The following is a 24,712-nucleotide window of genomic DNA, read 5'->3' as shown; positions in this document are numbered from 1 at the left end:
TGCCGGCGCCGCCGCTGCCGGCGCCGCCGCTGCCGGCGCCGCCGCTGCCGGCGCCGCCGCTGCCGGCGCCGCCGCTGCCGGCGCCGCCGCTGCCGGCGCCGCCGCTGCCGGCGCCGCCGCTGCCGGCACCGCCGCCACCACCCGTACTACCGCCGGCACCGACGCCGCCACCCGTACCACCGCCGGCACCGCCGCCGCCGACCTCGCTGAGGCCGCCGACGCCGTCGACACGAGGGTCCATGCCTCCGTGCGCGCCCGGACCGCGGCATCCGACGGCACCGGAGGAGAACCGCCGACCCGCGGCACCCGGCGCCGGCCGGCCCGGGACGGCGGCGATGACGACGCCCCGGCGGGCCGCCGGCGATGGCCCTGGTTGGCTGCCGCCGCAGCGGTCGCGGCCGCGGTACCGATCGGGTTCGCCGTCCTCGGCGGCTCGGACGACGAGCCCCGGACCGCGCCGACCGAGGAGACGGTCGCGTCCGGGACACCGAGCGGCGACCAGGAAACCGGCGGCGGGGATCCCGGCGTCGAACCGGCCGTCGACGCCGTCACCGAACCCGCGGCGACCGAGGTGACCTTCGAGGTGAACGGATCGGGATCGGCGGTCACGATCACCGTCGGCCGGGGGACGGCGGTCTCCCAGGTCTCCGGCGCGGAGCTGCCCTGGGAGCGGACCTTGCCCGCCGAGCCAGAATCCACCGACTACTCGGTGAGCGCTGCCGGCGGGTCCGGTGAGATCTCCTGCCGGATCCTCGTCGATGGTGCGGTCATCTCCGAGGAGTCGGCGGAGGGTGATTTCTCGGCGGTGTCGTGCAGCGGGAACCGCTGACGGCGGAGTGTGCGGATCCGGCTCACGACGCGACGACGCTCGCTGCCCGGAACGTCTCGCCGGGCATTGCCCGGTGCAGCCGCCAGGTGATCGCGATCGGCTTGCTGCCCTGGTGGGACACGTACTCGCAGGCGCCGAGGCAGAGGAACGGCGCACCCTCGCCGATGTCGTCGGAGGGTGCGTCGCGGACGAAGAGGACGACGTGGCTGCCCTGTGCGCGGTGCCCGAGGTAGCGGCGCCCGGTCCCGCTCTGTGGTGACGTCGCGTTCTGCGACTCCCAGTGGAACAGCTCCGGGGTCACGGCGAAGTCCCGGTACATGGTGGTGGGGGAGAAGTCGCGCTCGCTCTTGTGCAGGTTGACCAGCAGCGCGTCCACCCGGGGTTCGTCCGCCCACACGACGCCGCTCGCGTGACCGGCCGCCTTGCGGCGCATCGAGGCCCAGTCCAGCCCGGCCAGGATCTCCTCGCGCCGGTAGTGGGCGTGGCTGCGCAGCGGGACGTGCTGCAGACCCTCGCCGAGCGGGCGCGGCAGGTGCCGTGCCCGGTCGAGGGTGTACGACGTCAGCTCGCCGATCTCCGCGCACACCGCCGGATGCCGGCGCAGGTGGTCGAGTCCGTCCTGGTAGTCGTCGAACCCGCCGCGGTCGGGCCACAGCTGGAAGAACAACATCCTGGCCAGCCGTCGGTCCCGGTCGGTCAGCTCGGCGTAGGCGGGTCCGTCCGGGTCGGCGATCCGGGCGTAGACCTCGGCCCGCTCCGGATCGTCGACGTGGGTGAGGGTCGCGAGCCGGCGCAGCAGGGTGGTCTCGTCCGGACCGGGGGCCGGGACGGTGAACCCGGCGTCGCGGCGCAGCGCGGCCCACGAACCCTTGCCGCGGTACACGTCGGAGAGCTCGCCGCCGGACTCGCGCAGGTAGCGGCCCAGCGCGGTCTCGCCGTGCGCGCGGACGTCGGCGACCAGCGCGCGCCGGGGGAGCCGGACCCGACTGCGGACGTTGTCGAGCACGATCTCGCGGGCGACCGCGTCGAGCACCATCGCCGAACCGGACGGCAGGAACGGGAAGCCCTCCTCGACGTCCCGCACGACGCCGGACCGGCTGCTCCCGGTCAGCGCCCGGTAGCGGAGGTCGAAACGGAACTCGCGGCGGTGCTGGCCGATGAAGTCGAGCACGGTCAGCACGGCCTTGCCCGGGGCCCGGCGCAGACCGCGGCCGAGCTGCTGCAGGAACACGGTCGCGCTCTGGGTGGGGCGCAGCAGCAGGACCGTGTCGACGCTCGGGACGTCGAGGCCCTCGTTGAACACGTCGACGGCGAACAGGCAGCTGAGCTCCCCGTCCCGCAGCCGGCGGAGCGCGCTGTCCCGGTCGTCCGCGGCGGTCCGCCCGGTGACGGCCGCGCTGGGGATCCCGGCCGCGGTGAACACCCGGGCCATGTACTCGGCGTGCGCGACCGAGACGCAGAACCCGAGCGCGCGCATCGCGGTCACGTCGGCGACCTTCGCCCGGGTCTCCCGGATGATCTTGGCGGCCCGGGCGTCGTTGCCGGTGTAGATGCCGTCCAGCGACGTCACGTCGTAGCTGCCGCGCTTCCACTCGACGCCGCGCAGGTCGACGTCGTCGGCGATACCGAAGTAGTGGAACGGCACCAGCAGGTCGGCGGCCAGCGCGTCCCACAGGCGCAGTTCGGCGGCGCTGCGGCCGTCGAAGAAGCGGTCCCGGACGTCGACGCCGTCGGACCGCTCCGGGGTCGCGGTGAGGCCGAGCAGCTCCGCGGGACGCAGGTGGTCGAGCAGCGCCCGGTAGGTCCGTGCCTGGGCGTGGTGGAACTCGTCGATGACGACGACGTCGAACCGGTCCGGCGGGATGTTGTGCACGCCGTACGCGGCCAGCGACTGGATGCTCGCGAACACGTGGTTCCAGCGCTGCGGCCGGGCCCCGCCGACGAACACCTCGCCGAACGCGCCGTCGGCCAGCACCGCCCGGTAGGTGCGCCGGGACTGCTCCAGGATCTCGGTGCGGTGCGCGACGAACAGCAGCCGGGGATGCCGCTCGCGCAGCCGCCGGTAGTCCAGCGCGGCGACGACGGTCTTGCCGGTCCCGGTCGCCGCGACGACGAGATTGCGGTGCCGGTCGTGCACCGTCCGCTCGGCGTCGAGCGCCTCGAGGATCTGCTCCTGGTGCGGATAGGGCCGCACCTCCAGGCCGGTCAGCGGGGTGCTGTCGGTGCGGTCCCGGCCCAGCGCGTCGGCGAGCCGGTGGGAGTCGGCGGGGATCGCCGGGTCGTAGGAGACGAAGTCCGCCGCGGACCAGTAGCTGTCGAACGTGGACGTGAACTTGCGGATCAGGTCCGGTGTGGCGACCGAGGACAACCGCACGTTCCACTCCAGGCCGTCGACCAGCGCCGACCGGGACAGGTTCGAGCTGCCGACGAACGCGGTGTCGAAACCGGTGTCCCGGCGGAACAGCCACGCCTTGGCGTGCAGCCGGGTGGTCGCGCTCGCGTAGCTGATCTTGAGCTGGGCGCCGTGCCGGCGGACGAGCTCGTCGACCGCGCGCTGCTCGGTCGCGCCCATGTACGTCGTCGTGATGACCCGGAACGGGACGCCCCGCTCGTGCAGCAGATCGAGCTCGCGCTCCAGCAGCCGGATGCCGTGCCAGCGGATGAACGCGCACAGCAGATCCACCCGGTCGACGCTGGACAGCTCCGACTGCAGTGCGGTGTGCAGCGTCGGCTCCCCGGCGGCGTTGGTGAACAACGCGGCCTCGGACAGCGGGGTGATCGGGGCCCGGACCTCCCAGTGCCCGACCGCCACCTCCCTGGTGAGCGCGATCAGCTGCTCGAGGTCCTCGTGGACGGTGTCCTCCGGCGCCCGTTCGGCGAGCTCGACCAGGCGGTTGACCAGCGCGACGCGCTGCTCCGGGGACCGGTCGGCGAGCGCCCGCTCGACCGCCGCGGCGACGTGCCGGGCCAGCACGCGGGGTTGCTCGGCGCTCCCGACCGGCGCCCAGCGGGGGTCGAGACCGGACCCGGAGGCATCGAGCGCCGCGTCCAGAGCCGTGGTGCGCAGGCTCTCGTGGGCTCCGGCGCGCAGGGGTTCGGTCACGGTCGTCCCGTCGGTCGTCGTTCACGATCACCGACCAGGATGCCGCCCGGGACCGACAATTCGGGCCTGCCGCAGCGCGTCGCCGGCGGGCCGGCGTGTCGTGGGGGCCGTACGAGAGCGACGGGCTGCGGGATCATCGGACGAAATGTGCGCCCGATCCCAGGACCATCGGCGAGGCGGGGGATCAGGCACCCAGCTCGGCGCTGATCTCCTTCGCGATCCGCGTCAGCACCGGCACGACATGTCGTTCGACGTGCTCCGGGCTCGTGCGGCCGGTCGAGCTGGACGACGACAGCGCTGCGACGACCTGGCCGGTGTGGTCCCGGATCGGCGCGGACACCGCGATGAGCCCGCGCTCGCGTTCCTCGGAGACGAGTGACCAGCCCTGCTCGCGCACCCGAGCGAGCTCCGCGCGGAACCGGCCGTGGTCGGTGATCGTGTGCGGGGTCAGCGGCGCCAGGCCCGGCTCGACGAGGTAGCGCTCGACGAAGTCGGACGGTGCTGCCGCGAGCAGCACCCGGCCCATGGAGGTCGCGTGTGCCGGTACCCGGGTCCCGGCGGTCGCGCTCACGTTCAGGACCCGCTTCGCGGGCACCCGGGCCAGGTAGACCACCTCGTCACCGTCCAGTGCGGACAGCGAGGCCGATTCCTGGGTCTCCTCGACCAGGCGGCTCATGTGTCGTTCGGACACCGCCACCACCGTGCTCGACGTGACGTAGTGCTGGCCGATGGTCAGCACCCGGGGCGTGAGCCGCCAGTGGCTGCCGGTCGTCGGCTCCACGTAACCGAGGTGCCGCAGGGTCAGCAGGATCCGGCGCACGGCCGGCCGGGACAGCCCGGTCGCGTGCGCGATCTCCATCAGGCTCGGAGTCCGGTGCTCGTCGTCGAAGGCCAGCAACACGGCGAAACCGCGTTCGATGCTCTGGATCCGGTCCCTGGGCCCGGCGTCGGCGTCGTCCACCTGCGCATCCTCCCGCATCGGCGCCTCGCCTCGATGTGCGGCACGGCGGGCGCCCGCGTCGAGGGTTGACGGATCGCCCGGAACCCGGCACCCTGCTCGACGTACGCACAGCGTGCAACATGCACGCAGAGCGTACATGGAGGTGAGTCAATGTCGATCGATCCTGCCGAGCTGCGCCGGTGCCTGGGACACTTCACCACCGGAGTCACGATCATCAGCTGTCACGCCCCCGACGGTGCCGCGCACGGGGCGACGGTCAACGCGTTCACGGCGGTGTCCCTCGATCCACCGCTGGTACTGGTGTCCCTGGACCGTCGCTCCCGGCTGTGCGGGGTGATCGAGTCGCGGCCGTTCACGGTCAACGTCCTCGAGTCCGCGCAGAAGGAACTCGCGCTGCATTTCGCCGGCCGCCCGAACCAGGAGGTTCGCTGGGCCGCGGACAGCGACTGCGGTGCGCCGCGGCTCGCCGGGACCCTCGCGCACATCTCCTGCACGCCGTGGCGGGCCTACGACGGCGGCGACCACGTCCTCTACCTGGGCGAGGTCCAGCAGTTCCACATCCATGGAGGACAGCCGCTGCTGTTCCACTCCGGGCAGTTCCATCACCTGGGTGGTGACCACAACCCGTTGCTCTGGGACGACTCGGCCGACGGGCCGGACGGGGGAGTCTCGTTCCTCGCGGCCCGGCCCACGGCGGGCCGGTCCTGATCGCCCACCCGGCCCGACCGTTCATCCACCTTCACTCAGACGACGGAGTCGACGATGACCCTGCAGCAGGACCACACCGCGGTACCGACCGGCACGAACGGCAGGAACGGCGCGGTCACCCGGCCGCTGACCGGTGACGAGTACATCGAGAGCCTGCGCGACGGCCGCGAGATCTACCTCCACGGCGAGAAGGTCGACGACGTCACCACCCACCCCGCGTTCCGCAACGCGGTCCGGATGACGGCCCGCCTCTACGACTCGTTGCACGATCCGGACAAGCGGGACGTGCTCACGGTCCCGACCGACACCGGCAGCGGCGGCGTCACACATCCCTACTTCCGGGCGCCGCGTTCGATCGAGGACATGCGGAAGGACCAGGCGGCGATCGCCGAGTGGGCCCGGATGACCTACGGCTTCATGGGGCGCAGCCCCGACTACAAGGCTGCGTTCCTCGGCACCCTCGGTGCCAACCCCGACTTCTGGGCACCGCACTCGGACAACGCCCAGCGTTGGTACCGCGAGTCCCAGGAGAAGGTCCTCTACTGGAACCACGCGATCGTCAACCCGCCGGTGGACCGGCACCGCGACCCGGACGACGTCTCCGACGTGTTCATGCACGTCGAGGAGGAGACCGACAACGGCCTGATCGTCTCCGGTGCCAAGGTCGTGGCCACCGGGTCGGCGATCACCCACTTCAACTTCCTGGCCCACTACGGCCTGCCGATCAAGAAGCGGGAGTACGCCCTGGTCTGCACCGTCCCGATGGGCGCGCCCGGCATGAAGCTGATCTGCCGCTCGTCGTACTCGCACACGGCAGCGGTGACGGGGAGCCCGTTCGATCACCCGCTGTCGAGCCGGCTGGACGAGAACGACACGATCTTCGTCCTCGACCGGGTCCTCATCCCGTGGGAGAACGTCTTCGTCTACGGCGACACGGAGAAGGCGTCGAGCTTCGTCCCCGCATCGGGCTTCCTGCACCGCTTCACCTTCCAGGGCGTCACCCGGCTGGCGGTGAAGCTCGACTTCATCGCGGGTCTGTTGATGAAGGGTCTCGAGGCCACCGGCACCCAGGACTTCCGCGGCATCCAGACCCGGGTCGGCGAGGTCATCGCCTGGCGCAACCTGTTCTGGGGCCTCTCGGACGGGATGATCGGCAACCCCGAGGAGTGGATCGACGGGACCCTGCTGCCCAGGCACGAGTACGGGATGGCCTACCGCTGGTTCATGACCGTCGGCTACCCGCGGGTCCGCGAGATCATCATGCAGGACCTGGGGTCCTCGCTGATCTACCTGCCCAGCCACGCCGCCGACTTCGCCTCCGCCCAGGTGCGGCCCTACCTGGACAAGTACGTGCGAGGCTCGAACGGCTACGACGCCGTCGACCGGGTCAAGCTGATGAAGCTGATCTGGGACTCGATCGGCTCGGAGTTCGGTGGCCGCCACGAGCTCTACGAACGCAACTACGCCGGCAACCACGAGGGCGTCCGCGCCGAGATGCTGATGGACGCCCAGATGTCCGGCGCAGCGGACGCGATGAAGGGCTTCGCCGACCAGTGTCTGGCCGAGTACGACCTCCAGGGCTGGACCGTCCCGGACCTGATCGGCAACGACGACGTGTCGATCTTCAGTCACCGCTGACAGCGGAGAGGAACCCACCATGACCACCACACAGTCCTCACCCACCGCCGCCGGCTCCGGCAGCTCGGCCACCGAGGCGTTCCGGGCCGGACGGGCCGCGACGCCCGGTGCGCCTGCGGTCCCGCCCGAGCGGGTCTCCGCTGTCGTGTCGTCCCTGCTCGCGGGGATCCACCGGACGATCCGCACGGAGTCGGTGACCTACGACGAGTTCCAGGCAGCCAAGCAGTACCTGATCGACGTCGGGGAGGGCGGCGAGTGGCCGCTGCTGCTCGACGTCTTCGTCGAGCACGTCGTCGAGGAGGTGGCCGCCGCCGACCAGGACGGGACCAAGGGTTCCATCCTCGGCCCGTACTACCTGCCCGGCCAGGCCCGGTCGACCTCACCGGCGACGCTCCCGCAGCGCGCGGACGAGCAGGGCACCAAGCTGGTGTTCAGCGGGCAGGTCCGCGGCACCGATGGCGAACCGCTACCGGGCGCCGAGATCGACATCTGGCAGGCCGACGACCAGGGCTACTACTCCGGCTTCGCCCCGCACCTGCCCGACGGGAACCTGCGCGGTGTCGTCGTGGCCGACGGACAGGGCCGTTTCGAGATCCACACCGTCGAGCCGGCGCCGTACCAGATCCCGACCGACGGCCCCACCGGCACGCTGATCGAAGCCGCGGGCTGGCACCCCTGGCGGCCCGCGCACCTGCACCTGCTCGTCCGCGCTCCCGGGTACCGGACCGTCACCACCCAGCTCTACTTCCGCGGCGGCGAGTGGCTCGACAGCGACGTCGCCTCGGCGACCAAGCCCGAGCTGGTCCTCGACCCGGTCGACGCCGGCGACGGGACCTGCACCGTCGAGTACGACTTCACGCTGGAACCGGCGTGACGGACCGGTACCGGGGACGGTCGACGTCCGGTCCCGGTACCGGCCCGGCTGCCGTGCCCGCCGTCGGTCAGAACGGAGAAGGTCCATGAGCGACATGCGGATCGACCAGGTCGAGACCGTGATCGTCGACATCCCGTTGCGTCGTGCCCATCGGTTCGCCCGGGCCGGCATGAACGCCCAGCCGGTGCTCTACGTGTTCGTCCGGACCGCCGGCGGCGTGACGGGCGTGGGGGAGGGCGTCGTCCCGGGCGGCCCGTGGTGGGGCGGTGAGTCCGTCGAGACCATGCAGCTGATCGTCGAGCGCTACCTCGGCCCGGTCCTGCTCGGTCGCGGGGTCGACGAGATCCCGATGATCCTGCGTGACATCGCGGACGTCGTGGCGGCGAACCTGTTCGCGAAGACGGCCGTCGAGGTGGCCCTGCACGACGCCTGGGCCCGGCACCTCGGCGTCCCGGTACACGTGCTGCTCGGTGGTGCCGCCCGCACCGCGGTGCCCGTCACCTGGGCGCTGGGGACCGAACCCGCTGACGCAGTCGTCGAGGAGGCCCTGGTCAAGCTCGACTCCGGGTTGCACAGCTCGTTCAAGCTCAAGATGGGCAAGCAGGACCCCGCCGACGACGTCACCCGGATCGTGAAGGTCGCCGAGAAGCTGGCCGGGGTGGCCGGCGTCCGGGTGGACATCAACGCCCGGTGGGATCGGCTGACCGCGCTGTCCCACCTGCCCGGACTGGCCGCGGCCGGCGTCGAGATGGTCGAGCAACCGCTCCCCGGCCACGACGTCGAGGGGATGGCGGCCGTCGCCGCCGCCCTGCCGATCCCGGTCATGGCCGACGAGAGCCTGCGCACCCCGGCCGACGCGATCCGGCTGGCGACGGCCGGTGCAGCCGGCATCTTCGCGGTCAAGACCACCAAGTCCGGCGGACTGCGGGCCGGGCGTGCGATCGCCGAGGTCGCGGCCGCGGCCGGGATCCCCTGCTACGCGGCGACCTCGATCGAGAGTCCGGTCGGTACGGCGGCGTCGCTGCACGCCGCCTGTGCGAGCCCCGCCACGCCCTGGGGAAGTGAGCTGTTCGGCCCGCTGCTGATGGCCGAGGAGATGCTCGTCGAACCCCTCGTCTACGACGCGGACGGACTGCACCTGCCCGACGGCCCCGGACTCGGTGTCGAGCTCGATCCCGCCCGGGTCCGCGCGTTCCGGAGGAAGTGACCATGCTGTTCCACGTCCGGATGGATGTCGCCATCCCGCACGACCTCGATCCCGAACTGCGTACCGAGATCGTCACGAAGGAGAAGGCCCGTGCGCTGGAGCTGCAGCGCTCCGGGGTGTGGCCGCACCTGTGGCGGGTGGTCGGTGAGTACTCGAACATCAGCATCTTCGACGTCGGGTCGGGCGACGAGCTGCACGACCTGCTGTCGTCGCTGCCGCTGTTCCCGTACATGACGATCAAGGTCACCCCGCTGGCCACCCATCCCTCCGACCTGCAGGTGCAGCGGTGACCGCGGCGGAGCTGGAGCAGCGGGTCGTCCGGTTGGAGGCGCTCGAGGCGATCCGGGATCTGGACGCCCGGTACTGCCGGGCTCTCGACGACGGTGACTGGGCGACCCTGGTCTCGCTGTTCACCGTCGACGGTGAGTTCGTCGGGCTGTCCCGCGCCCAGGGCCATGATCGGCTCCGCGCCTTCTTCGCGGGGCTCGCCGACTCCGGACTCACCGCGTTCTGGCACCACGTGACCAACCTCGAGATCGAACTCGAGGGTCCGGACGTCGCCCGGGCGCGGTCGTTCCTCTGGCAACCGTGCGTTCAGGACGGCGTTCCGCACATCGCGGCCGGTCGCTACACCGACCGGCTTCGCCGTGACGGCGGCGTCTGGCGATACCTGAGCAAGCAGGTCTCGTTCGACTACTTCGTCCCGCTCACCGACGGCTGGGACCACGGCCGGTTCACCGTCGCCGCGGCCGCCGCCACCTACCCGGGGAGACAGTTCGCATGACCACCGGCATCGCGCTGCACCACCGGATCGACGGCCCGTACGACGCGCCCGTGCTGGTGCTCGGCCCGTCGCTGGGCACCGACCTGCACCTGTTCGACGCCCAGGTCGCGGCGTTCGTCGACCGGTTCCGGATCGTCCGCTACGACCTGCCCGGCCACGGCGGGAGCGCCGCCCCGGACGGCCCGCGCACGATGGCCGATCTCGCGGACGCCGTCGTCGCGCTGCTGGACCGGCTCGGCATCGAGCGCGCTCACCATGTCGGTGTGTCCATCGGCGGTGCGATCGCACTGCAACTCGCCCTCGACCACCCCGGCCGGGCAACGGGCCTCACCGTGATCGCGTCGGCGGCCCGTTTCGCCGATCCGGACAGCTGGCCGCAGCGGGCCGCCACGGTCCGGAAGGAGGGGACCGGGGCCATGCTCGGCAGCCGCCCCGGTACCTGGTTCGTGCACTCGTTCGCCGGCACCGACGAGGCGGAACGGCTGCTGGGAATGCTGCGCGCGACCGGTGACGAGGGCTACGCCGCCTGCTGCGAGGCCATCGCCGGCTTCGATGTGCGAGGGCGGCTCCCCGAGATCGGCGTCCCCGTTCTCGCCGTCGCCGGAGCCGAGGACCCGGCGACTCCGCCGGAGATGGTCCGGGTGATCGCCGACGGCGTCCGGGACGGGCGTTTCGAGATCGTCGACGGCGCCGCGCACCTGCTCAACGTGGAGAAACCCGAGCAGTTCAACGCCCTGCTCGGCGCGCAGCTCGCGGCGTCCGGGGGTGTGTCAGGGAGGGTGAACTGACCCGACTCCTGCTCGGTCGACCGCGACCGACCCGGCATGGGGTGTGCGGTCGGGCCGGCTTCGGGATGCGGGGGCCGGGTGCCTCTCGCGCTGCGCGGTGAGCGGGGTGGCCGCCGGTCCGTCCCGTCAGGCGGTTCGCGCCCTGTCGACCAGCTGTCCGGCAAGGGCGAGCCGCGCGAGAGTTCCCGGGTCCCGGTCGGCCCACGGGAGCCCGCGCTCGTCCTTCCGGATCTCACGGACGCCCGCCTCGAAGAACATCTCGATCCCGAGCAGGCGCCTGGCCAGCGGCCGGTCCAGGCCCGGCTCACCCTCCAGCCAGCGTTCGAGGGCCCGGACCGCCATCTCCGGGCCACCGACCCTGGCGCACCAGCGGGCCGCGTCGAACTCGGCGGGCCCGGTGTAGCCGCAGGTGTCGAGGAACGCCAGGCGGCCCCGGTCGTCGCAAAGCAGGTTGGCCGGGGCGAGATCACCGTGCACGAAGGTGGGGGTGCCCTGCGCCATCCACTCCCGGGCGAGCTCCGGGACGTCCGGCCGGACCTGGTAACCGTGTGCGCGCGCGGAATCGAGGACGGTGCGCAGGTGGCTCTCGATCCCTTCGTAGAGGCCCCGGTACTCACCCACCCCGGGATCGTGCACCCGATGTGCGCGGCGCATGATTCGGGCCAACCGTTCGGTGAGCGACGGTCCGCGCTGCGCCGTCGGGGGGGTGCCGCCGACCAGCGGCATGACGAGCCAGCTCACCGGGTCCTCACCGGACTCGAGCACGTCGGTCGCTGCGGTGACACCGCGGCGCGCCCAGAGCCGCTGGACGGCGGCCTCGTTCGGGCGTCGGTGCCCGTACACCTTCAGCACCACCGGCCGGTCGGCCGGATCGCAGAAGACCAACAGGACCTGGGGTTTGCCGGTGCCCGGGTTCAGCGTGCGGACGAACCGGCGCAGGCCGAGCTGCCGGCAGAGTGGCCCGACGTGCGCGACGGCCGTCCGGATCCGCTCGCTGTCGTGCCGGTAGCCGCCGACGCCCCGCACCCGCTCGTCGACCTGGGTCACCTGTTCGCGGAGCAGCCGGCCGAGGTACCCGGGCACCGTCACCTGGCGGGCCTCCCGGCCGCGAGTGCGGCCCATATCCGTTCTGCGGCCGCCTCCTGGAAGGGCCACCGGTCGATCTCGGGCTGGCGGCGACCGCGGTCGACCAGCACGTCCGCCGGCATCTCGATCGCCGCCACGTGTGCGAACTCCTCCACGGCACATCCGGGCCGCGCGGTCGCGATGGCCCGGTCGTTGCGGACGCGGTAGTCAGCGGAGACGCCCGGCACGACCGCGTCCATCCGGTTCCCCCACACCCGGCTCCCGTACTCGACGAGGGTGTCGTTGGCACGGGCGTACACCACGGCCGTCCGACGCCTCGGCCGCCCGTTGCGGCCGGCGTCGGTGTCCGCCGCGCGCCGGATCAGTGAGTCGACCGTGGACCGGCTCCCGTGTGCGATCACCCGGTACCGGCCGTGGTCGCTCGACAGGTAGGCGTCGGCGATGTCCAGGCAGTGCTGGTCGTGCGCCGCCTGGTTGTCGGGGGCGCGCCCGAATGCGCGTTGCGCATCGAAGCTGGTCCCGACGTAGCCCCATCCCGCACGGTCCGCCAGATAGGCGCCGATGTGGCTGGCACCGGCGCCGTGGTCGCCGACGACCACGACCGTCTCCACTCCGCCGGGCAGCGGGGCCGGTGCCCGCGGCGGGCGGGAGGCCATCAGTTTCGGAACCCAGAACCAGGCGTCGGCGTCCGGCCAGAGCCGTTCGAGCGTCGCCAGGTTGTCGGGGCTGTCCTCGAGCAGCGCCGGGCCGAGCCGGATCGCGACCGCGAACGCGGCACGCAGTTCCCGCTCCAGTTCGTCGTCCGGCAGGCGCCCGGTACGGCGGTCGCCGGACGGGCGGTCAGCAACGGCCACGCCGACGTAGTCACGGTCACGGGTGTGTCCCGCAATCGGGGTGGGCAGCAGGGAGGAGTGGACGTGGGCACGGTAGCCACCCAGCTCGAGTGCGCGTTCCACCAGCAGCGCGGCGCCGCTGCGCGGAGCGAGCGCGGAGTCGTTCAGGAGTTCCACGGCATCCCGGGCGGCGGTGCCGGTGTCGGTCGCGGCCGCGCGCTCGGCAGCGACCCAGTTGTGCAGGCGGAACAGCTCGATCGCGTCGAGGTCGAGGATCTCGGCGATGGTGTTGAGTCGTTCCGGCGTCACCCCGATCGCACCACTGAACATCGCGCGGACCGTTCGCTCCTTGATGCCCAGTCGGTCGGCGAGACCCGCCTGGGTCAGTCCCCGCGCCTTCATGGCCTCCGTCACGACCGCGGTCCATCTGGCTGTGCCGTTCGGGGACTCCTGCTCTTCGACTCGCACGAGGCAAGTGTGCAGATCGTCCGACCGGCAGTCAAACTGCCGAACTCTGCGCCGGTCGATTGCTGAGGACTGGATCTTCTGCCTCGCTTCGTGCGAGCTATCCGGCATTAGTAATGCCGGATCCGTCCTTGCAGCGGGGTCATTCGTGGGCGAAACTTCTCTCGAACGGCAGTACGAGCACCGAGAAGACGGATACCGAGCCGGACGTCGATCCGGCCCGGTACGGCATGACGCACGCCGGTCGTCCCGGTATGACGGCGCACCGCTCCGCGGCAGGGAAAGGCGGGACCAGCCATGGCCACGAGGACAGGTACTACTCGGTCCGACCTCGACCGACCGAGCACTGCTCGGTCCGTACGCCCGGACGGTGTGTGATGAAGGTTCTCGCCGACTTCTCGACGCTGTTCCGGATCGCGGTGACCTGCTTGCTCCTGGGATTCGTCGCCGGCGCGGTCGTGGCGTGCAGCCTCGCCGCCGGTGCTGGCGGCGAGCCCTCGGGCACGGTCACCTCTGCAGGTGTGAACCCCGGGAAAGAGGCCGCGCCGTGACCGGTGGGGACTGGGCGACCCTGGTCGTCGGCGTCGCCGCACTGCTCGTCGCGCTCGCGGCCGTTCCATCGGATGCCCCGAACCGCCGGCGCCTCGTCGTGATGGCGTCGTGCCTGGTCGTGGTGGCGGTGGCCGTCGGCGTCGTCACCAACCAGGCGGCGTGGCCCGCCCGGCTGTCAGGTGTCGGGGAGGACGTGCCGGTGACCGCGGAACCAGCGGGTTCCGGGGAGCAGGACGGGGTCCGGGCCGGTCGGAAGGGCGGTGATGCCGGTACCTCCTCCGACCTCGGGACGGTCGCCGTCGCAACCCGGAACGGCGCCGGCGCCCGGTTGCACTTCGGCACGCTCGGCGCGCTGGTCTCCGGGCTGGCCGGGGAGGTGGTGTTCCGGGTCGATCCGGAACGGCTCGCGCGTGAGGCCGAGCGGTGTGCGGAGACCGTCGTGTTCTCCGGGGCGGCGGGGCAGCACGTGGTGGTGTACGCAGAGGGGCTGGGAACAGGATGGGGTGCGCTCGAGCACCCGCCCGGCACGACGCCGCAGGGCGCGGAGGACGTCGTCCACCAGCAGATCGTCACCCCGCCGGCCGACGCCGTCGCCGGGGAGAAGTGGTCGGCCGGGGCGTCGCTCGTCGCCGACGGCAGCACCGTCGACACGGCTGCGGGGACCGTGATCACGCTGGTCGATGCAGCGAACGGGCGCACGACCTGGGACGTCGCGGGTGAGCGGGTGTCCTGCGCGCGATGAGCGGTGCCGTGGGGCGCCGAGGCGGCGGCCGGCCCCGCTCCATCCGCTGTCGTGAGGCGCTCCACCGGTCTCCCAGGTCTCCGGCGCGGAGCTGCCCTGGGAGCGGACCTTGCCCGCCGAGCCAGGACCCACCGACTACTCGGTGAGCGCTGCCGGCGGGTCCGGTGAGATCTCCTGCCGGATCCTCGTCGATGGTGCGGTCATCTCCGAGGAGTCGGCGGAGGGTGATTTCTCGGCGGTGTCGTGCAGCGGGAACCGCTGACGCCCGGCGGCAACGGTGCACCGGGTCGCGGCCACGTCACTCGCGAGGCCGGCTCCGCACCGCTCGAGGCGATGCCCCCGGCCGCCTGCGTCGCTGCTTCCGCTGCCGATGCGATTCCCGGTCGGAAACCCGGTATCCCTGAGCGGGTGCCGGTCGTTTCACCAGGAACGCATCGCACACGGCAAGCGTGACCCGGGGCGGATCGGCAGGGGCGTGGCGCCCGCTGCACGGCCCGGCGCACGAACCGACATCAGTACGAGGAGACGATCGCCCGTGCCCGACATCGATGAGACGAGTGGGACACTCGTCGCCGCCGAGCACCCGTCCGGGACGCTGTTGATCGGCGACGAGTCCGCGGTGGCCGAGTTCGTGGCGCGCTGGGCGACCGAGAGCGGCGGCACGGTCCGCCCGGCCCAGCTGTCCGGATCGGACCGCGCATCGGCCATCGCCCACGCGGCGGCCGTCGGCGCCGGCGGTGCCACGACCGTTCAGTTCGTGAGCGCGCTCCGTGGCGTTCCGTCCGGTGGCTCCGCGACGCTCCGGCTGTGGATCACCAACAGCTCGGGACGGATCGTGTCGAACAAGGCCGTCGGCCCGGCGCCCGTCGTGCTCGGCGTGATCGCGCTGACCATGGCGGCACAGGCCGCCGACGAGCGGATCGGCGAGGCCGTCGAGCGTGTCGAGGGCAAGACCGACGAGCTGCTCCGGCTCGCCGGCGCCGAGCGGGCCGGGGACATCGTCGGCCACCACCGCCTGCTCCGGCGACGTGTCGATCGGCTGGACGACGGCGGTCGACTCGGTGACGTGGACTGGTCGACGGTCGCCCATCTCGGACCGGAACTCGAGGTCGGCGTCGAACGCCTCCGGGAGCATGCCCTCCGGCTGGCCCGCGAGCTGCCCGCGGACGTGACGGCGCCGGAGCGTGCCCGTCGGCTGGAACAGGTCGTCCGGCAGGGCAGGCTGGGGGAGTCGCTCCGGCTTCTCGTCGTCGCCGAGCAGTCGCTCTACCTGTGGCAGCGCCTGCGTATCGCCCGGATCGAGAGCGTGGAGCCGGACGGCCTCGAGGCCGCTGTCGCGGATGCACATGCTGTTCTCGCCGAGCATCTGGAGGCCGACGGTGCGCTGGTCGCCGAGCTCCGCACCGCGCTCGACGTCTACGGTGTCCTGAAGGTCTCCGAGTTCCACCGGGCGTTCAGCGGCCGGAAGCTCAAGTCGGCGGTGGAGATGCTCCGGCGCGATCTCGACTACTTCGTGACGGCCCGCGGGGTGCAGGTGGAGGGATGGGTCCCGCTGGTCTCGCCGACCGTCCGCGATGCCCTGCGCCACGTACGTGATGTCGCCGCCGGTTCCGGACGCTCGATCCGGGAGCTCGGTGGCACGATCGTGGACAGCGGTCTCGCGGGTGTCAGTCGTGCCGGTGGTGCCGTCCAGGCGAAGGCGGACAGGTGGCGCGCGGCCGAGCCCGTCGACCGGCCGGAGGACCGACCCTGATCGCGTCGCCCGCTCGGCACCCGATCACCGGACGGCAGGTCTCCCACCGCGCCGGCCGGCTCACCGCCCGCGCAGCGCGCGGCGCATCAGCTTGCCGGTGGCCGTCCGCGGCAGGGCCGTCACGATCTCGACCTCCCGCGGGTACTTGTAGGCGGCCATCTGCCGCCGGCAGTACTCGATCAGCTCGACCTCGGTCGCGCCGGTGCCCGGCTGCAGGGCCACGTAGGCGCGGGTGGACTGGCCCCGGTAGTCGTCGGCGATGGCGACGACGGCGGCCTCGCGGACCGCCGGATGCTGGGTGAGCACCTGCTCGACCTCGTGCGGCCACACCTTGTAGCCGGCGGCGTTGATCAGGTCGGTGCTGCGGTCGACGACGTAGAACCAGCCGTCGGGATCCATCAGGCCGACGTCGCCGGTCCGCATCCCGGCCGCGGTGAACACCTCGGCGGTCTCGGCGGGCCGCCGCCAGTAGCCGGGCGCGATCTGCGGCCCGGACGTCATCAGCTCGCCGATCTCGCCCACCGGCACCGGCCGCCCCTCGTCCAGCACGGTCACCGCGGTGTCGAAGACCGGCAGCCCGACCGACAGGACCCCGGTGTCCGGGTGGACCGGGGCGCGGAGCCCGGGCGGGACCATGTGCGTCGGCGACGACGACTCGGTCTGCCCGTAGACGTTGTGCAGGTAGCCGCCGAGCTCGGCCTCGATCCGGTCGGCGACCTCGGGCGGGAGCGGGGACCCGCCGCACAGGCGCAGGCGCAGCGAGGCGAGATCGGCGGGGCCGGTCCCCGGCTCGTCGGCGAGGGCGATGTAGGCGGTCACCGCGGCGACCGTGAAGGCCGGCCGGTGCGCGCGGACGGCGTCGAGCACGACGCCCGGGTGGAAGCGGTGGGTCAGCACCAGCGGCGAGCGGAGCACGAACGCCAGGAGCACCGCGCCGACCAGGCCGGTGACGTGGAACAGCGGCGCCGTCGCCAGGATCGGCTCGCCGGGGCGCAGGCCGGTCCAGTCCCGGTAGGTCTGCGCGTTGTGGGCGAGCGAGCCGTGGGTCAGCATGGCGGCCTTCGGGGCGCCGGTCGTGCCGGACGACGGGGCGAGCACCGCGACCTCGTCCGGCCGCGGCGGGACGAGGGCCGGCGGGGATCCGGCGTACGAGGCGACCAGCGCGCCGAGATCGAGGGTGTCACCGGGGCGGCGCGCGACGGCGCCGTCGAACAGCCGGCCGTCCGGCTGCGGCTGACCGTCCAGCGGGGAGGCGGTGATCACCGTGTGCACGGTGTTCCCGGGGCGGGCCAGCACGGCGCGGATCACCTCCTCGTAGAGGTCGTCGAGCGCCAGCAGCGCGGTCGGCGCGTAGTCCGCCACGGCGAACTCCAGCTCGCGCTGCTTGCTCATCGGGCTGACCAGCGCGGCCACCCCGCCGGCCTTCCACGCGCCGAGGAGCCCGATCACGAACGCCGGGTCGTTCTGCAGGCACAGCGCGAGGCGGTCGCCGGGGGCGAACCCGCGGGCGACGAGCAGCGCGGCCACGGCGTCGGAGGCGTGATCGAGCTCGGACCAGCTGAGGGTGGTGCCGAAGTAGCGGATCGCCGCGGCGCCTGGCGCGGCCCGCACCGCGGCGGCGAACGCGGCCGCCGGCGAGTCGTGCTCGCGGCGCAGCGTCCGCGCCAGCCCCGGCGGGTACCTGGCCAGCCAGGGACGCCGCTCGTAGACGCTCACCGTCCACGACCGGAGGGCGGATCGACCGGGCCGGGTCGCACGGCCCGCAGTGTACGACGGGGACCACCCGTATGCTGTTCAGCATGCCTGAACCGTCGGCGGGGGGCGGCTCGGTCCGAGCCGCCCGCCGGCGTGCCGGGATCACGCTCCGCCGGCTGGCCGCCGAGCTGGGCGTCAGCGTCGGGACCATGAGCGCGATCGAGAACGACAAGGTCGGGCTCACGATCGAACGCCTGCAGCAGATCGCCCGCTGCCTGGACGTGCCCGCGGCGCGGCTGCTCGAGGCACCGCCCCCCGACGACGGGACCGGCCGCGCCGCGCCACCGGAGACACCGGGCGCCGGGCAGTGGCGGGTCTTCGCCCCGCTCGAGCTCGATCCGGTGCTCAGCTCGGCGGTCGAGGTCCTCAACGAGACCGGGTACCACGGCGCCACCATGCGGGTGATCGCCACCGGCGCCGACATCAGCGTCCCCGGGCTGTACCACCACTACCCGAGCAAGCAGCGGCTGCTGGTGGCGCTGCTCGAGATCGCCCTGCAGGACCTCGAGTGGCGGGTCGCCGCCGCCGGCCGGGAGACCGCGGATCCGGCCGGGCGGTTCGCCGCCATGGTGGAGGCGCTCGCGCTGTTCCACTCCGAGCGCGCCGAGCTCGCCTCGCTCGTGCTGTCGGAGCTGCGCAGCGTCGAGGAGCCGAACCGCGAGCGGCTGGTGGCCCTGCAGCGCCGGGTGCCGGACCTGCTGGAGCAGGCGGCCTCGGTCGCGGTCCGGCTCGGCCGGTTCACCGCGGCCGACGTGCGGACCACGACCAGGGCGATCACGACGATGTGCCTGGCGCTGCCGTACTGGTTCCCGGGGTCCCCGGAGGCCGCGGCGACCGGGCCGGCCGAGCTCGCCCGCCGCTACGCCTCGCTCGCGCTGGACATGATGCGGCACGTCCCGCCGACCCCCTCCGAAGTTCAGTTAAGCTGAACCGGTCGTCCCGACCGGTTGCCGCGCAGGGCGCACCCTCCGGGCCCGTCCGGGCCATTCTGCCGCTGGTCGGGTGTCACTCTTGACGCCGCCTGCCGTGCTCTGCATGATCCTGAACATCCACCGACCGAGCGTTCTGGTTCTCGGTGATCACTTCAGCGTAGAAGGAGACGGTATGTCCGACGTGCCCACGATGCGGGAACTCCTCGGCGACGACGCCCTCAGCAACTGGGGCCGGTGGGGTCCCGACGACGAGGTGGGCGCCCTGAACTACCTCGACGCCGAACAGGTCCTGCGCGGGGTGCGGTACGTCCGGTCCGGCGAGGTCTTCCCGCTGCAGGCGCCGATGGGGCACCCGCACGGCGATCCGGTCTTCCCCGGCCGGGAGAGCATCAACCGCACCAACGTGCTCGACGAGTCGTCGTGGGACGAGGGCAAGGAGGGCGCCCCGGCGTTCCCCGGCGGCCTGCACTACGCCGACGACAAGGCGGAGATCTTCCTGCAGGGCTCCACGCAGTACGACGCGCTGGGGCACGTCTGGTACGACGGCAAGATCTGGAACGGCTACGACGCGCGCGACACCGTCGACGGCATGAAGAAGGCGTCCGTGCAGGCCATCGCCGAGCGCGGGGTGGCGGGCCGCGGGGTGCTGATCGACATGGCGCGCCACCGCGGCAAGCCGTGGCTCGACAAGGGCGAGACCTTCGACCACACCGATCTCGAGGCGGCCGCGAAGGCCCAGGGCGTGGAGATCGGGCAGCGCGACGTCCTGCTGATCCGCACCGGTTTCCTGGCCTACTTCTACTCGGTCCCGGCGGAGGAGTTCTACGCCGACTTCGTCGAGCCGGGCCTGACCTACTCGCGCGAGCTCGTCGAGTGGTTCCACCGCCGGGAGATCCCGAACCTGGTCACCGACACCATCGCCAACGAGGTCACCAAGGACCCGGTGTCGGGCGTGATGCTGCCGCTGCACTGCGCCCTGATGCGCAACCTCGGCATCGTGCTCACCGAGATCGTCCTGCTGGACAAGCTCGCCGAGGCCTGCGCGGCCGACGGCCGGTGGGACTTCCTCTACACCGCGGCCCCGCTGAACGTCGTCGAGGGCACCGGCGCCCCGGTCAATCCCGTCGTGATCCGGTGAGCCCGATCCGATGAGCGTGTACGACGACAAGCCCTGGCTGGCCCGGTACGACCCGGGCCAGCCGGCCGCGATCGAACCGGAGTACGACAACGCGCTGGAGATGTTCCGGGCGACCGCGGCCCGGACACCGGGCACCGACGCGATCCGCTACTTCGACGGCCGGATCACCTTCGCCGAGCTCGACCGGCTCACCGACTCCTTCGCGGCCGCACTGGCCGCGGAGGGGTTCGCCCCCGGCGAGCGGCTGGCCATCTTCGCGCAGAACGTCCCGCAGTTCGTCATCGCCCAGATCGGGACCTGGAAGGCCGGCGGCATCGCCGTGTCGATCAACCCGATGAACCGCGAACGCGAGCTCACCGAGCTGCTCACCGACTCCGGGGCGACCGTGCTGGTGGCGCTGCAGTCGCTGTACCGCGACGTGGCGGCCGCGGTGGTCGGCGGCACCGCGGTGCGCACCGTGATCACCACCTCGGAGCTGGAGTACCGGTCCGGCGACGAGCCCGCGGTGCTGGCCGGTGTACAGCGCATCGAGTGCCCGGGCACCCTCGACCTCGCCGGGCTGCTCGACCGCTACGCCGGCAGCGCGCCGCCCCGGGTCGAGCTCGGGCCGGACGACATCGCCTTCCTGACCTACACCTCGGGGACGACCGGCCCGCCGAAGGGCGCGATGACGACCCACCGCAACGTGGTGTTCAACGCCCGCACCTACCGGGACTGGATCGGCATCGGCCCGGACGACGTGGTGCTCGGCGTCGCCCCGCTGTTCCACATCACCGGGCTGGTCGGGCACATCGCGATCTCGCTGCTGACCGGGGCGCCGCTGGTGCTGATGTACCGGCTGGACCCGGCTCTGGCCGTCGACACCATCGCGGCGGAGCGGGCGACGTTCACCGTCGGCTCGATCACCGTCTTCATCGCACTGATGAACGTGCCGGACGTCGACCCGGCCAAGCTGGCGTCGTTCACCAAGATCTACTCGGGTGGCGCGCCGATCCCGCCGAGCACCGTGGAGGCCTTCCGGGCCACGTTCGGCCACTACATCCACAACATCTACGGGCTGACCGAGACGACGTCCCCCTCGCACGGGGTGCCCTTCCACGCCGAGGCCCCGGTCGATCCGGCGTCCGGGGCGCTGTCGGTGGGCGTGCCCACCTACAACACGATGGTCCGGGTCGTCGACGAGGACGGCCGGGAGCTGCCGGCCGGCGAGATCGGCGAGCTGGTCACCGAGGGGCCCCAGGTCGTCGCCGGCTACTGGAACAAGCCGGACGAGACCGCGACCGCGCTGCCCGGGGGCGTGCTGCACACCGGCGACGTCGGGTACATGGACGCCGACGGCTGGTTCTACATCGTCGACCGCAAGAAGGACCAGATCAACGCGGGCGGCTACAAGATCTGGCCGCGCGAGGTCGAGGACGTCCTCTACGAGCACCCCGGGGTGCGGGAGGCCGCCGTCGTCGGGGTGCCGGACGAGTACCGCGGGGAGACGGTCAAGGCGTTCGTCTCGCTGCGGGGCGGCGCCACGGTCACGCCCGAGGAGCTCGTCGCCTTCACCCGGGAGCGGATGGCCGCCTACAAGTACCCGCGGCAGGTGGAGATCCTCGACGAGATCCCGAAGACGGTCAGCGGGAAGGTCCTGCGCCGCGAGCTGCGGATCCGGTAGGCGCCGGCGCAGCACCCGCGCAGCGCGCGGCGGGGCGGCGGCCGGTCCCGCTAGCATCGGGGAACGTGACGATGCAGCGGCCGGCCCCGCTCCACCCTCCGTCGTGAGCCGATCCGTCCGGCGCCCGCGGTCCCGCACACCGCTCGCCGTCGGCGCCGCCGTCCTGCTCGGGGCGCTGGCCGTCGCGCTGGCGAACCTGGTCGTCCTCGGGCGCACCGCCGACGACGTGCTCCGCGACCCGGCGCAGCTGCGCCCGGCCCAGGTGGTGATCGTGCCCGGATCGCTGGTGGAGGACGACGGCACCCTCGGCACCATCGTGGGGGAGCGGGTCGGCGCGGCGGTCGAGCTGTACCGCAGCGGCACGGTGGACGCGCTGCTGATGTCCGGCGACAACAGCCGGATCTCCTACGACGAGCCGGGTGCGATGCGCGACGCCGCGCTCGCGCTCGGGGTGCCGCCGGAGGACGTCTTCACCGACTACGCGGGCTTCAGCACCTGGCAGACGATGCGCCGCGCGCACGAGATCTTCGGGGTCGGGACGGCCGTCGTGGTCACCCAGGAGCTGTACGCGCCGCGGGCGGTCGATCTCGCGCACGCCGCGGGCCTCGACGCCCAGGGCCTCGTGGTGGGCGACGGCGGCCGGGCCGGGCGCGAGGTGGCGGCCCGGGTCCGGGGCCTGGTGGAGACCGTCGTCCGGCCCGGGGTGACCGGCGGGCCGCCGATCCCGATCGACGGTGACGGGCGTGCCTCGTGGGCGCCGCCGCGTTCCTGAGCCGGGCGCGGGGGACGGCGCGCCCGCTGGTGCTCCGGCCGGCGCCGGTGGTTCGATACCGGACGTGCTGCGCGCCGAGAAGACCAGTCCGTGGCGCAGCGCCTATGCGTTCACCGTGGACGGCACGCCGGTCACCACGTTCAGCTCGCACTGGTGGCGATCCGGCGGCCGGATGACGGTCGACGGGCGCGAGTACCGGATCGGGACGCGGGCCTTCCGCAGCACCTACACCCTGACCGACGAGACCGGCGGCGCGGCCGGGCCGGGCGCGGTGGTCGCCACGGCCGAGCGGGTCGCCCGCAAGCGCTGGACGGTCACCGCCGACGGCCGGTCCTACGAGTTCCGGCGGGCCTCGATCTGGCGCTCCGAGCAGCTGCTCGTCGAGGGCGGGCGGACCCTCGGCTCGGTCCGCAGGCTGAGCTGGTGGCGCGGCGGCGCCGAGGCCGAGCTGCCCGGCCTGAGCCTGCCGGTGCAGCTGTTCGTGGTCGCCGTCGTGCTGTCCCTGTGGGAGCAGCAGAGCGCGGCCGCCGGATCGGGCGGCAGCTGATGCGCACGCCCGTCCCCGACTACCTGGCCGAGGTCCTCGACGGCGTCGCGGGCGACCGCTCCGGCGCGGTCGCCGACTACATCCCGGACCTGGCGCAGGCCGATCCGGAGGTGCTCGGCGTCGCCGTCACGACGGTCGCCGGGCGCACCTACGCGGCCGGCGACGCCGACGTCGAGTTCTCCATCCAGTCGATCTCCAAGCCGTTCGCCTACGCCGCCGCGCTCGCCGACCGCGGCACCGAGGTGGTGGACGCGACGGTCGGCGTCGAACCGTCCGGCGAGGCGTTCGACGAGCTGTCGCTGGAGGGCGGGACGCACCGCCCGAAGAACCCGATGATCAACGCCGGGGCGATCGCCGTGCACCACCTGCTGGTGGGGCCGGACGCCACCGGCGCCGCCCGCGTCGAGCGGATCCTGGACTTCTTCTCCGAGCTGGCCGGGCGGCGGCTGTCCGTCGACGAGTCGGTGTACCGGTCCGAGATGGACACCGCCGACCGCAACCTCGCGATCGCGCACATGCTGCGCAACTACCGGGTGCTCGGCGAGCCGGCCGCCGAGGTCGTCGACGGCTACACCCGCCAGTGCGCGGTGAACGTGACCGTCCGCGACCTGGCGGTGATGGGCGCGACGCTGGCCAACGCCGGCGTCCATCCGGTCACCGGACGACGGGTGGTGCCCGCCGACGTGGCCCGTCGCACGCTGTCGGTGATGGCCGGCTCGGGCATGTACGACGGCGCCGGGGACTGGCTGGTCCGGGTCGGCATCCCGGCCAAGAGCGGCGTCGCCGGCGGTCTGATCGGCGCGCTGCCCGGCCAGCTCGGGCTCGCCACCGTGTCCCCGCGGCTGGACGGGCACGGCAACAGCGTGCGCGGCGTCGCGATCTGCGAGCGGCTCTCCCGCGACATGGGCATGCACCTGATGCAGGCCGAGCCGTACGGCTCGACCGTGCTGCGCGGGATCCGGCCGGACGGCGACACGACGGTCGTCGCGCTGCAGGGCGTCGTGCAGTTCTCCGGGGCGGAGGCGGTGCTGCACCGGCTCGCCGAGATGCCGGTCGACGACTCCGAGATCGTGCTCGACCTGTCCCGGGTCGACCGGTTCTCCGACGTCGGGCGGCGGATGACGCTGGAGGGCCTGCGCCGGCTCGCGCTGGACGGGCACACCGTCGCCGTCGTCGACCCGGACGGCGTCCTCCCGGATCCGGACCTCGGCGACGGGACCCGGCCGCAGGTCCGGTCCCGGCCGGCCGGCGGCGGCTGATCCCGCGATGCGGGTCGTCGATCACGAGCCGCACCACTGGTTCCTGCTCGACGACGACGGCCGGCTGCTGCTCGACGTGCACTGCAACCACGGCCCGGTCGGCTACTCGGTGCTGCTGGCGCTGGACGGGACCGAGATCCGCGGCCTGCGCGGGCAGGGGCGCGAGTACCTGCACCGGCTCGCCGACGCGGTGCAGGACAGCGCGCCGATCGCCCGCGGCAGCCGGTCGCCGTACCGGGAGCGCGACCTGTCGGCGACGCACGGACGCCGGGTGAGCGACGCGGTCGCCGCGTGGCGGACCGGCTCCGGCTGACCGCCCACCT

23 protein-coding genes and 1 pseudogene are annotated in these 24,712 nt (G+C 72.7%); 19 read left to right on the top strand and 5 right to left on the bottom strand.

Features of this window, described 5'->3' with window-relative positions:
• Nucleotides 1-829 (top strand): MmpS family transport accessory protein (locus ABD160_RS23165; RefSeq protein WP_344025933.1); only part of this gene is annotated, 829 nt, incomplete at its 5' end.
• Nucleotides 830-851: 22 nt separating this feature from the next.
• On the opposite strand, the gene ABD160_RS23160 is transcribed toward ABD160_RS23165, so the two are convergent.
• A complete protein-coding gene (locus tag ABD160_RS23160) occupies nucleotides 852-3,932 on the bottom strand; it encodes a DUF3427 domain-containing protein (protein ID WP_344025931.1) in 3,081 nt (1,026 codons plus the stop codon).
• Between the two features lie 184 nt (nucleotides 3,933-4,116).
• Nucleotides 4,117-4,893, bottom strand: coding sequence for an IclR family transcriptional regulator domain-containing protein (locus tag ABD160_RS23155; RefSeq protein WP_344025929.1), 777 nt, complete (start codon nucleotides 4,891-4,893; stop codon nucleotides 4,117-4,119).
• 150 nt (nucleotides 4,894-5,043) lie between these two features.
• Here ABD160_RS23155 and ABD160_RS23150 point away from each other — a divergent pair, with 150 nt between their 5' ends.
• The 7 genes from ABD160_RS23150 to pcaD all read left to right on the top strand — a co-directional run bounded on the left by ABD160_RS23150 (nucleotide 5,044) and on the right by pcaD (nucleotide 10,892).
• Nucleotides 5,044-5,601, top strand: coding sequence for a flavin reductase family protein (locus ABD160_RS23150; RefSeq protein ID WP_344025927.1), 558 nt, complete (start codon nucleotides 5,044-5,046; stop codon nucleotides 5,599-5,601).
• Between the two features lie 54 nt (nucleotides 5,602-5,655).
• Entirely contained in the window at nucleotides 5,656-7,239 is a 1,584-nt protein-coding gene (locus tag ABD160_RS23145; protein WP_344025925.1) for a 4-hydroxyphenylacetate 3-hydroxylase family protein, read from the top strand.
• A 19-nt stretch (nucleotides 7,240-7,258) separates the two neighbouring features.
• Nucleotides 7,259-8,113 (top strand): catechol 1,2-dioxygenase, encoded by an 855-nt coding sequence (catA, locus tag ABD160_RS23140; protein WP_344025923.1) that lies wholly within the window; start codon nucleotides 7,259-7,261, stop codon nucleotides 8,111-8,113.
• Nucleotides 8,114-8,198: 85 nt separating this feature from the next.
• Nucleotides 8,199-9,320 carry a muconate/chloromuconate family cycloisomerase gene (locus ABD160_RS23135; protein WP_344025921.1) on the top strand — a complete coding sequence of 374 codons (1,122 nt, stop codon included), beginning with the start codon at nucleotides 8,199-8,201 and terminating at the stop codon, nucleotides 9,318-9,320.
• Between the two features lie 2 nt (nucleotides 9,321-9,322).
• Entirely contained in the window at nucleotides 9,323-9,610 is a 288-nt protein-coding gene (catC, locus tag ABD160_RS23130) for a muconolactone Delta-isomerase (protein WP_344025919.1), read from the top strand.
• Entirely contained in the window at nucleotides 9,607-10,104 is a 498-nt protein-coding gene (locus ABD160_RS23125) for a nuclear transport factor 2 family protein (protein ID WP_344025917.1), read from the top strand. The genes catC and ABD160_RS23125 overlap by 4 nt, the downstream gene beginning before the upstream one ends.
• Nucleotides 10,101-10,892 (top strand): 3-oxoadipate enol-lactonase, encoded by a 792-nt coding sequence (gene pcaD / locus ABD160_RS23120; RefSeq protein ID WP_344025915.1) that lies wholly within the window; start codon nucleotides 10,101-10,103, stop codon nucleotides 10,890-10,892. Before ABD160_RS23125 ends, pcaD begins: the two co-directional genes overlap by 4 nt.
• Nucleotides 10,893-11,018: 126 nt before the next feature.
• On the opposite strand, the gene ABD160_RS23115 is transcribed toward pcaD, so the two are convergent.
• A complete protein-coding gene (locus tag ABD160_RS23115; protein ID WP_344025913.1) occupies nucleotides 11,019-11,981 on the bottom strand; it encodes a phosphotransferase family protein in 963 nt (320 codons plus the stop codon).
• Nucleotides 11,978-13,387, bottom strand: coding sequence for a helix-turn-helix domain-containing protein (locus tag ABD160_RS23110; protein ID WP_344025911.1), 1,410 nt, complete (start codon nucleotides 13,385-13,387; stop codon nucleotides 11,978-11,980). Before ABD160_RS23110 ends, ABD160_RS23115 begins: the two co-directional genes overlap by 4 nt.
• 266 nt (nucleotides 13,388-13,653) lie before the next feature.
• Between ABD160_RS23110 and ABD160_RS23105 the strand changes: the two genes are divergently transcribed.
• From ABD160_RS23105 to ABD160_RS23090, 4 genes and pseudogenes are all read left to right on the top strand, one after another.
• The gene (locus tag ABD160_RS23105) at nucleotides 13,654-13,827 is read left to right on the top strand and encodes a hypothetical protein (protein WP_344025909.1); all 174 of its coding nucleotides are present in this window, start codon (nucleotides 13,654-13,656) and stop codon (nucleotides 13,825-13,827) included.
• Nucleotides 13,824-14,570, top strand: coding sequence for a hypothetical protein (locus ABD160_RS23100; protein ID WP_344025907.1), 747 nt, complete (start codon nucleotides 13,824-13,826; stop codon nucleotides 14,568-14,570). Before ABD160_RS23105 ends, ABD160_RS23100 begins: the two co-directional genes overlap by 4 nt.
• An 82-nt stretch (nucleotides 14,571-14,652) precedes the next feature.
• Nucleotides 14,653-14,832 (top strand): annotated as a pseudogene (locus tag ABD160_RS23095) (MmpS family transport accessory protein); the annotation flags it as partial.
• A gap of 273 nt (nucleotides 14,833-15,105) precedes the next feature.
• A complete protein-coding gene (locus ABD160_RS23090) occupies nucleotides 15,106-16,323 on the top strand; it encodes a hypothetical protein (protein ID WP_344025905.1) in 1,218 nt (405 codons plus the stop codon).
• Nucleotides 16,324-16,383: 60 nt separating this feature from the next.
• Here the strand turns inward: ABD160_RS23090 and ABD160_RS23085 are convergent, their stop codons facing one another.
• Nucleotides 16,384-18,039: a class I adenylate-forming enzyme family protein gene (locus ABD160_RS23085; RefSeq protein ID WP_344025903.1), complete on the bottom strand. Its 1,656-nt coding sequence runs from the start codon at nucleotides 18,037-18,039 to the stop codon at nucleotides 16,384-16,386.
• Between the two features lie 83 nt (nucleotides 18,040-18,122).
• On the opposite strand from ABD160_RS23085, the gene ABD160_RS23080 reads away from it, so the two are divergent.
• The 7 genes from ABD160_RS23080 to ABD160_RS23050 all read left to right on the top strand — a co-directional run bounded on the left by ABD160_RS23080 (nucleotide 18,123) and on the right by ABD160_RS23050 (nucleotide 24,702).
• Nucleotides 18,123-19,007, top strand: coding sequence for a TetR-type transcription factor C-terminal domain-containing protein (locus ABD160_RS23080; RefSeq protein WP_344025901.1), 885 nt, complete (start codon nucleotides 18,123-18,125; stop codon nucleotides 19,005-19,007).
• A gap of 175 nt (nucleotides 19,008-19,182) precedes the next feature.
• Nucleotides 19,183-20,148, top strand: coding sequence for a cyclase family protein (locus ABD160_RS23075; RefSeq protein ID WP_344025899.1), 966 nt, complete (start codon nucleotides 19,183-19,185; stop codon nucleotides 20,146-20,148).
• A gap of 10 nt (nucleotides 20,149-20,158) precedes the next feature.
• Entirely contained in the window at nucleotides 20,159-21,811 is a 1,653-nt protein-coding gene (locus ABD160_RS23070; RefSeq protein WP_344025897.1) for a class I adenylate-forming enzyme family protein, read from the top strand.
• A 103-nt stretch (nucleotides 21,812-21,914) separates the two neighbouring features.
• The gene (locus ABD160_RS23065) at nucleotides 21,915-22,583 is read left to right on the top strand and encodes a SanA/YdcF family protein (RefSeq protein ID WP_344025895.1); all 669 of its coding nucleotides are present in this window, start codon (nucleotides 21,915-21,917) and stop codon (nucleotides 22,581-22,583) included.
• 64 nt (nucleotides 22,584-22,647) lie between these two features.
• Complete coding sequence (locus ABD160_RS23060) at nucleotides 22,648-23,130, top strand: hypothetical protein (protein WP_344025892.1); 483 nt, start codon at nucleotides 22,648-22,650, stop codon at nucleotides 23,128-23,130.
• A complete protein-coding gene (locus tag ABD160_RS23055; RefSeq protein ID WP_344025890.1) occupies nucleotides 23,130-24,389 on the top strand; it encodes a glutaminase in 1,260 nt (419 codons plus the stop codon). Before ABD160_RS23060 ends, ABD160_RS23055 begins: the two co-directional genes overlap by 1 nt.
• 7 nt (nucleotides 24,390-24,396) lie before the next feature.
• Complete coding sequence (locus tag ABD160_RS23050) at nucleotides 24,397-24,702, top strand: hypothetical protein (RefSeq protein WP_344025887.1); 306 nt, start codon at nucleotides 24,397-24,399, stop codon at nucleotides 24,700-24,702.
• Nucleotides 24,703-24,712: the final 10 nt, after the last annotated feature.

It is taken from the genome of Pseudonocardia kongjuensis, from assembly GCF_039526905.1.
Classification (GTDB): domain Bacteria; phylum Actinomycetota; class Actinomycetes; order Mycobacteriales; family Pseudonocardiaceae; genus Pseudonocardia; species Pseudonocardia kongjuensis.
This window is presented reverse-complemented; position numbering and strand designations above follow the sequence as displayed.

Excerpts from the sequence above, each read along its gene's own strand:
- ABD160_RS23135 (WP_344025921.1), top strand. The coding sequence starts at position 8,199 with ATGAGCGACATGCGGATCGACCAGGTCGAGACCGTGATCGTCGACATC.
- ABD160_RS23150 (WP_344025927.1), top strand. The coding sequence starts at position 5,044 with ATGTCGATCGATCCTGCCGAGCTGCGCCGGTGCCTGGGACACTTCACC.
- catC (WP_344025919.1), top strand. The coding sequence starts at position 9,323 with ATGCTGTTCCACGTCCGGATGGATGTCGCCATCCCGCACGACCTCGAT.
- ABD160_RS23080 (WP_344025901.1), top strand. The coding sequence starts at position 18,123 with ATGCCTGAACCGTCGGCGGGGGGCGGCTCGGTCCGAGCCGCCCGCCGG.
- ABD160_RS23145 (WP_344025925.1), top strand. The coding sequence starts at position 5,656 with ATGACCCTGCAGCAGGACCACACCGCGGTACCGACCGGCACGAACGGC.
- ABD160_RS23075 (WP_344025899.1), top strand. The coding sequence starts at position 19,183 with ATGTCCGACGTGCCCACGATGCGGGAACTCCTCGGCGACGACGCCCTC.
- ABD160_RS23110 (WP_344025911.1), bottom strand. The coding sequence starts at position 13,387 with ATGCCGGATAGCTCGCACGAAGCGAGGCAGAAGATCCAGTCCTCAGCA.
- ABD160_RS23070 (WP_344025897.1), top strand. The coding sequence starts at position 20,159 with ATGAGCGTGTACGACGACAAGCCCTGGCTGGCCCGGTACGACCCGGGC.
- catA (WP_344025923.1), top strand. The coding sequence starts at position 7,259 with ATGACCACCACACAGTCCTCACCCACCGCCGCCGGCTCCGGCAGCTCG.
- ABD160_RS23055 (WP_344025890.1), top strand. The coding sequence starts at position 23,130 with ATGCGCACGCCCGTCCCCGACTACCTGGCCGAGGTCCTCGACGGCGTC.
- ABD160_RS23050 (WP_344025887.1), top strand. The coding sequence starts at position 24,397 with ATGCGGGTCGTCGATCACGAGCCGCACCACTGGTTCCTGCTCGACGAC.
- pcaD (WP_344025915.1), top strand. The coding sequence starts at position 10,101 with ATGACCACCGGCATCGCGCTGCACCACCGGATCGACGGCCCGTACGAC.
- ABD160_RS23105 (WP_344025909.1), top strand. The coding sequence starts at position 13,654 with ATGAAGGTTCTCGCCGACTTCTCGACGCTGTTCCGGATCGCGGTGACC.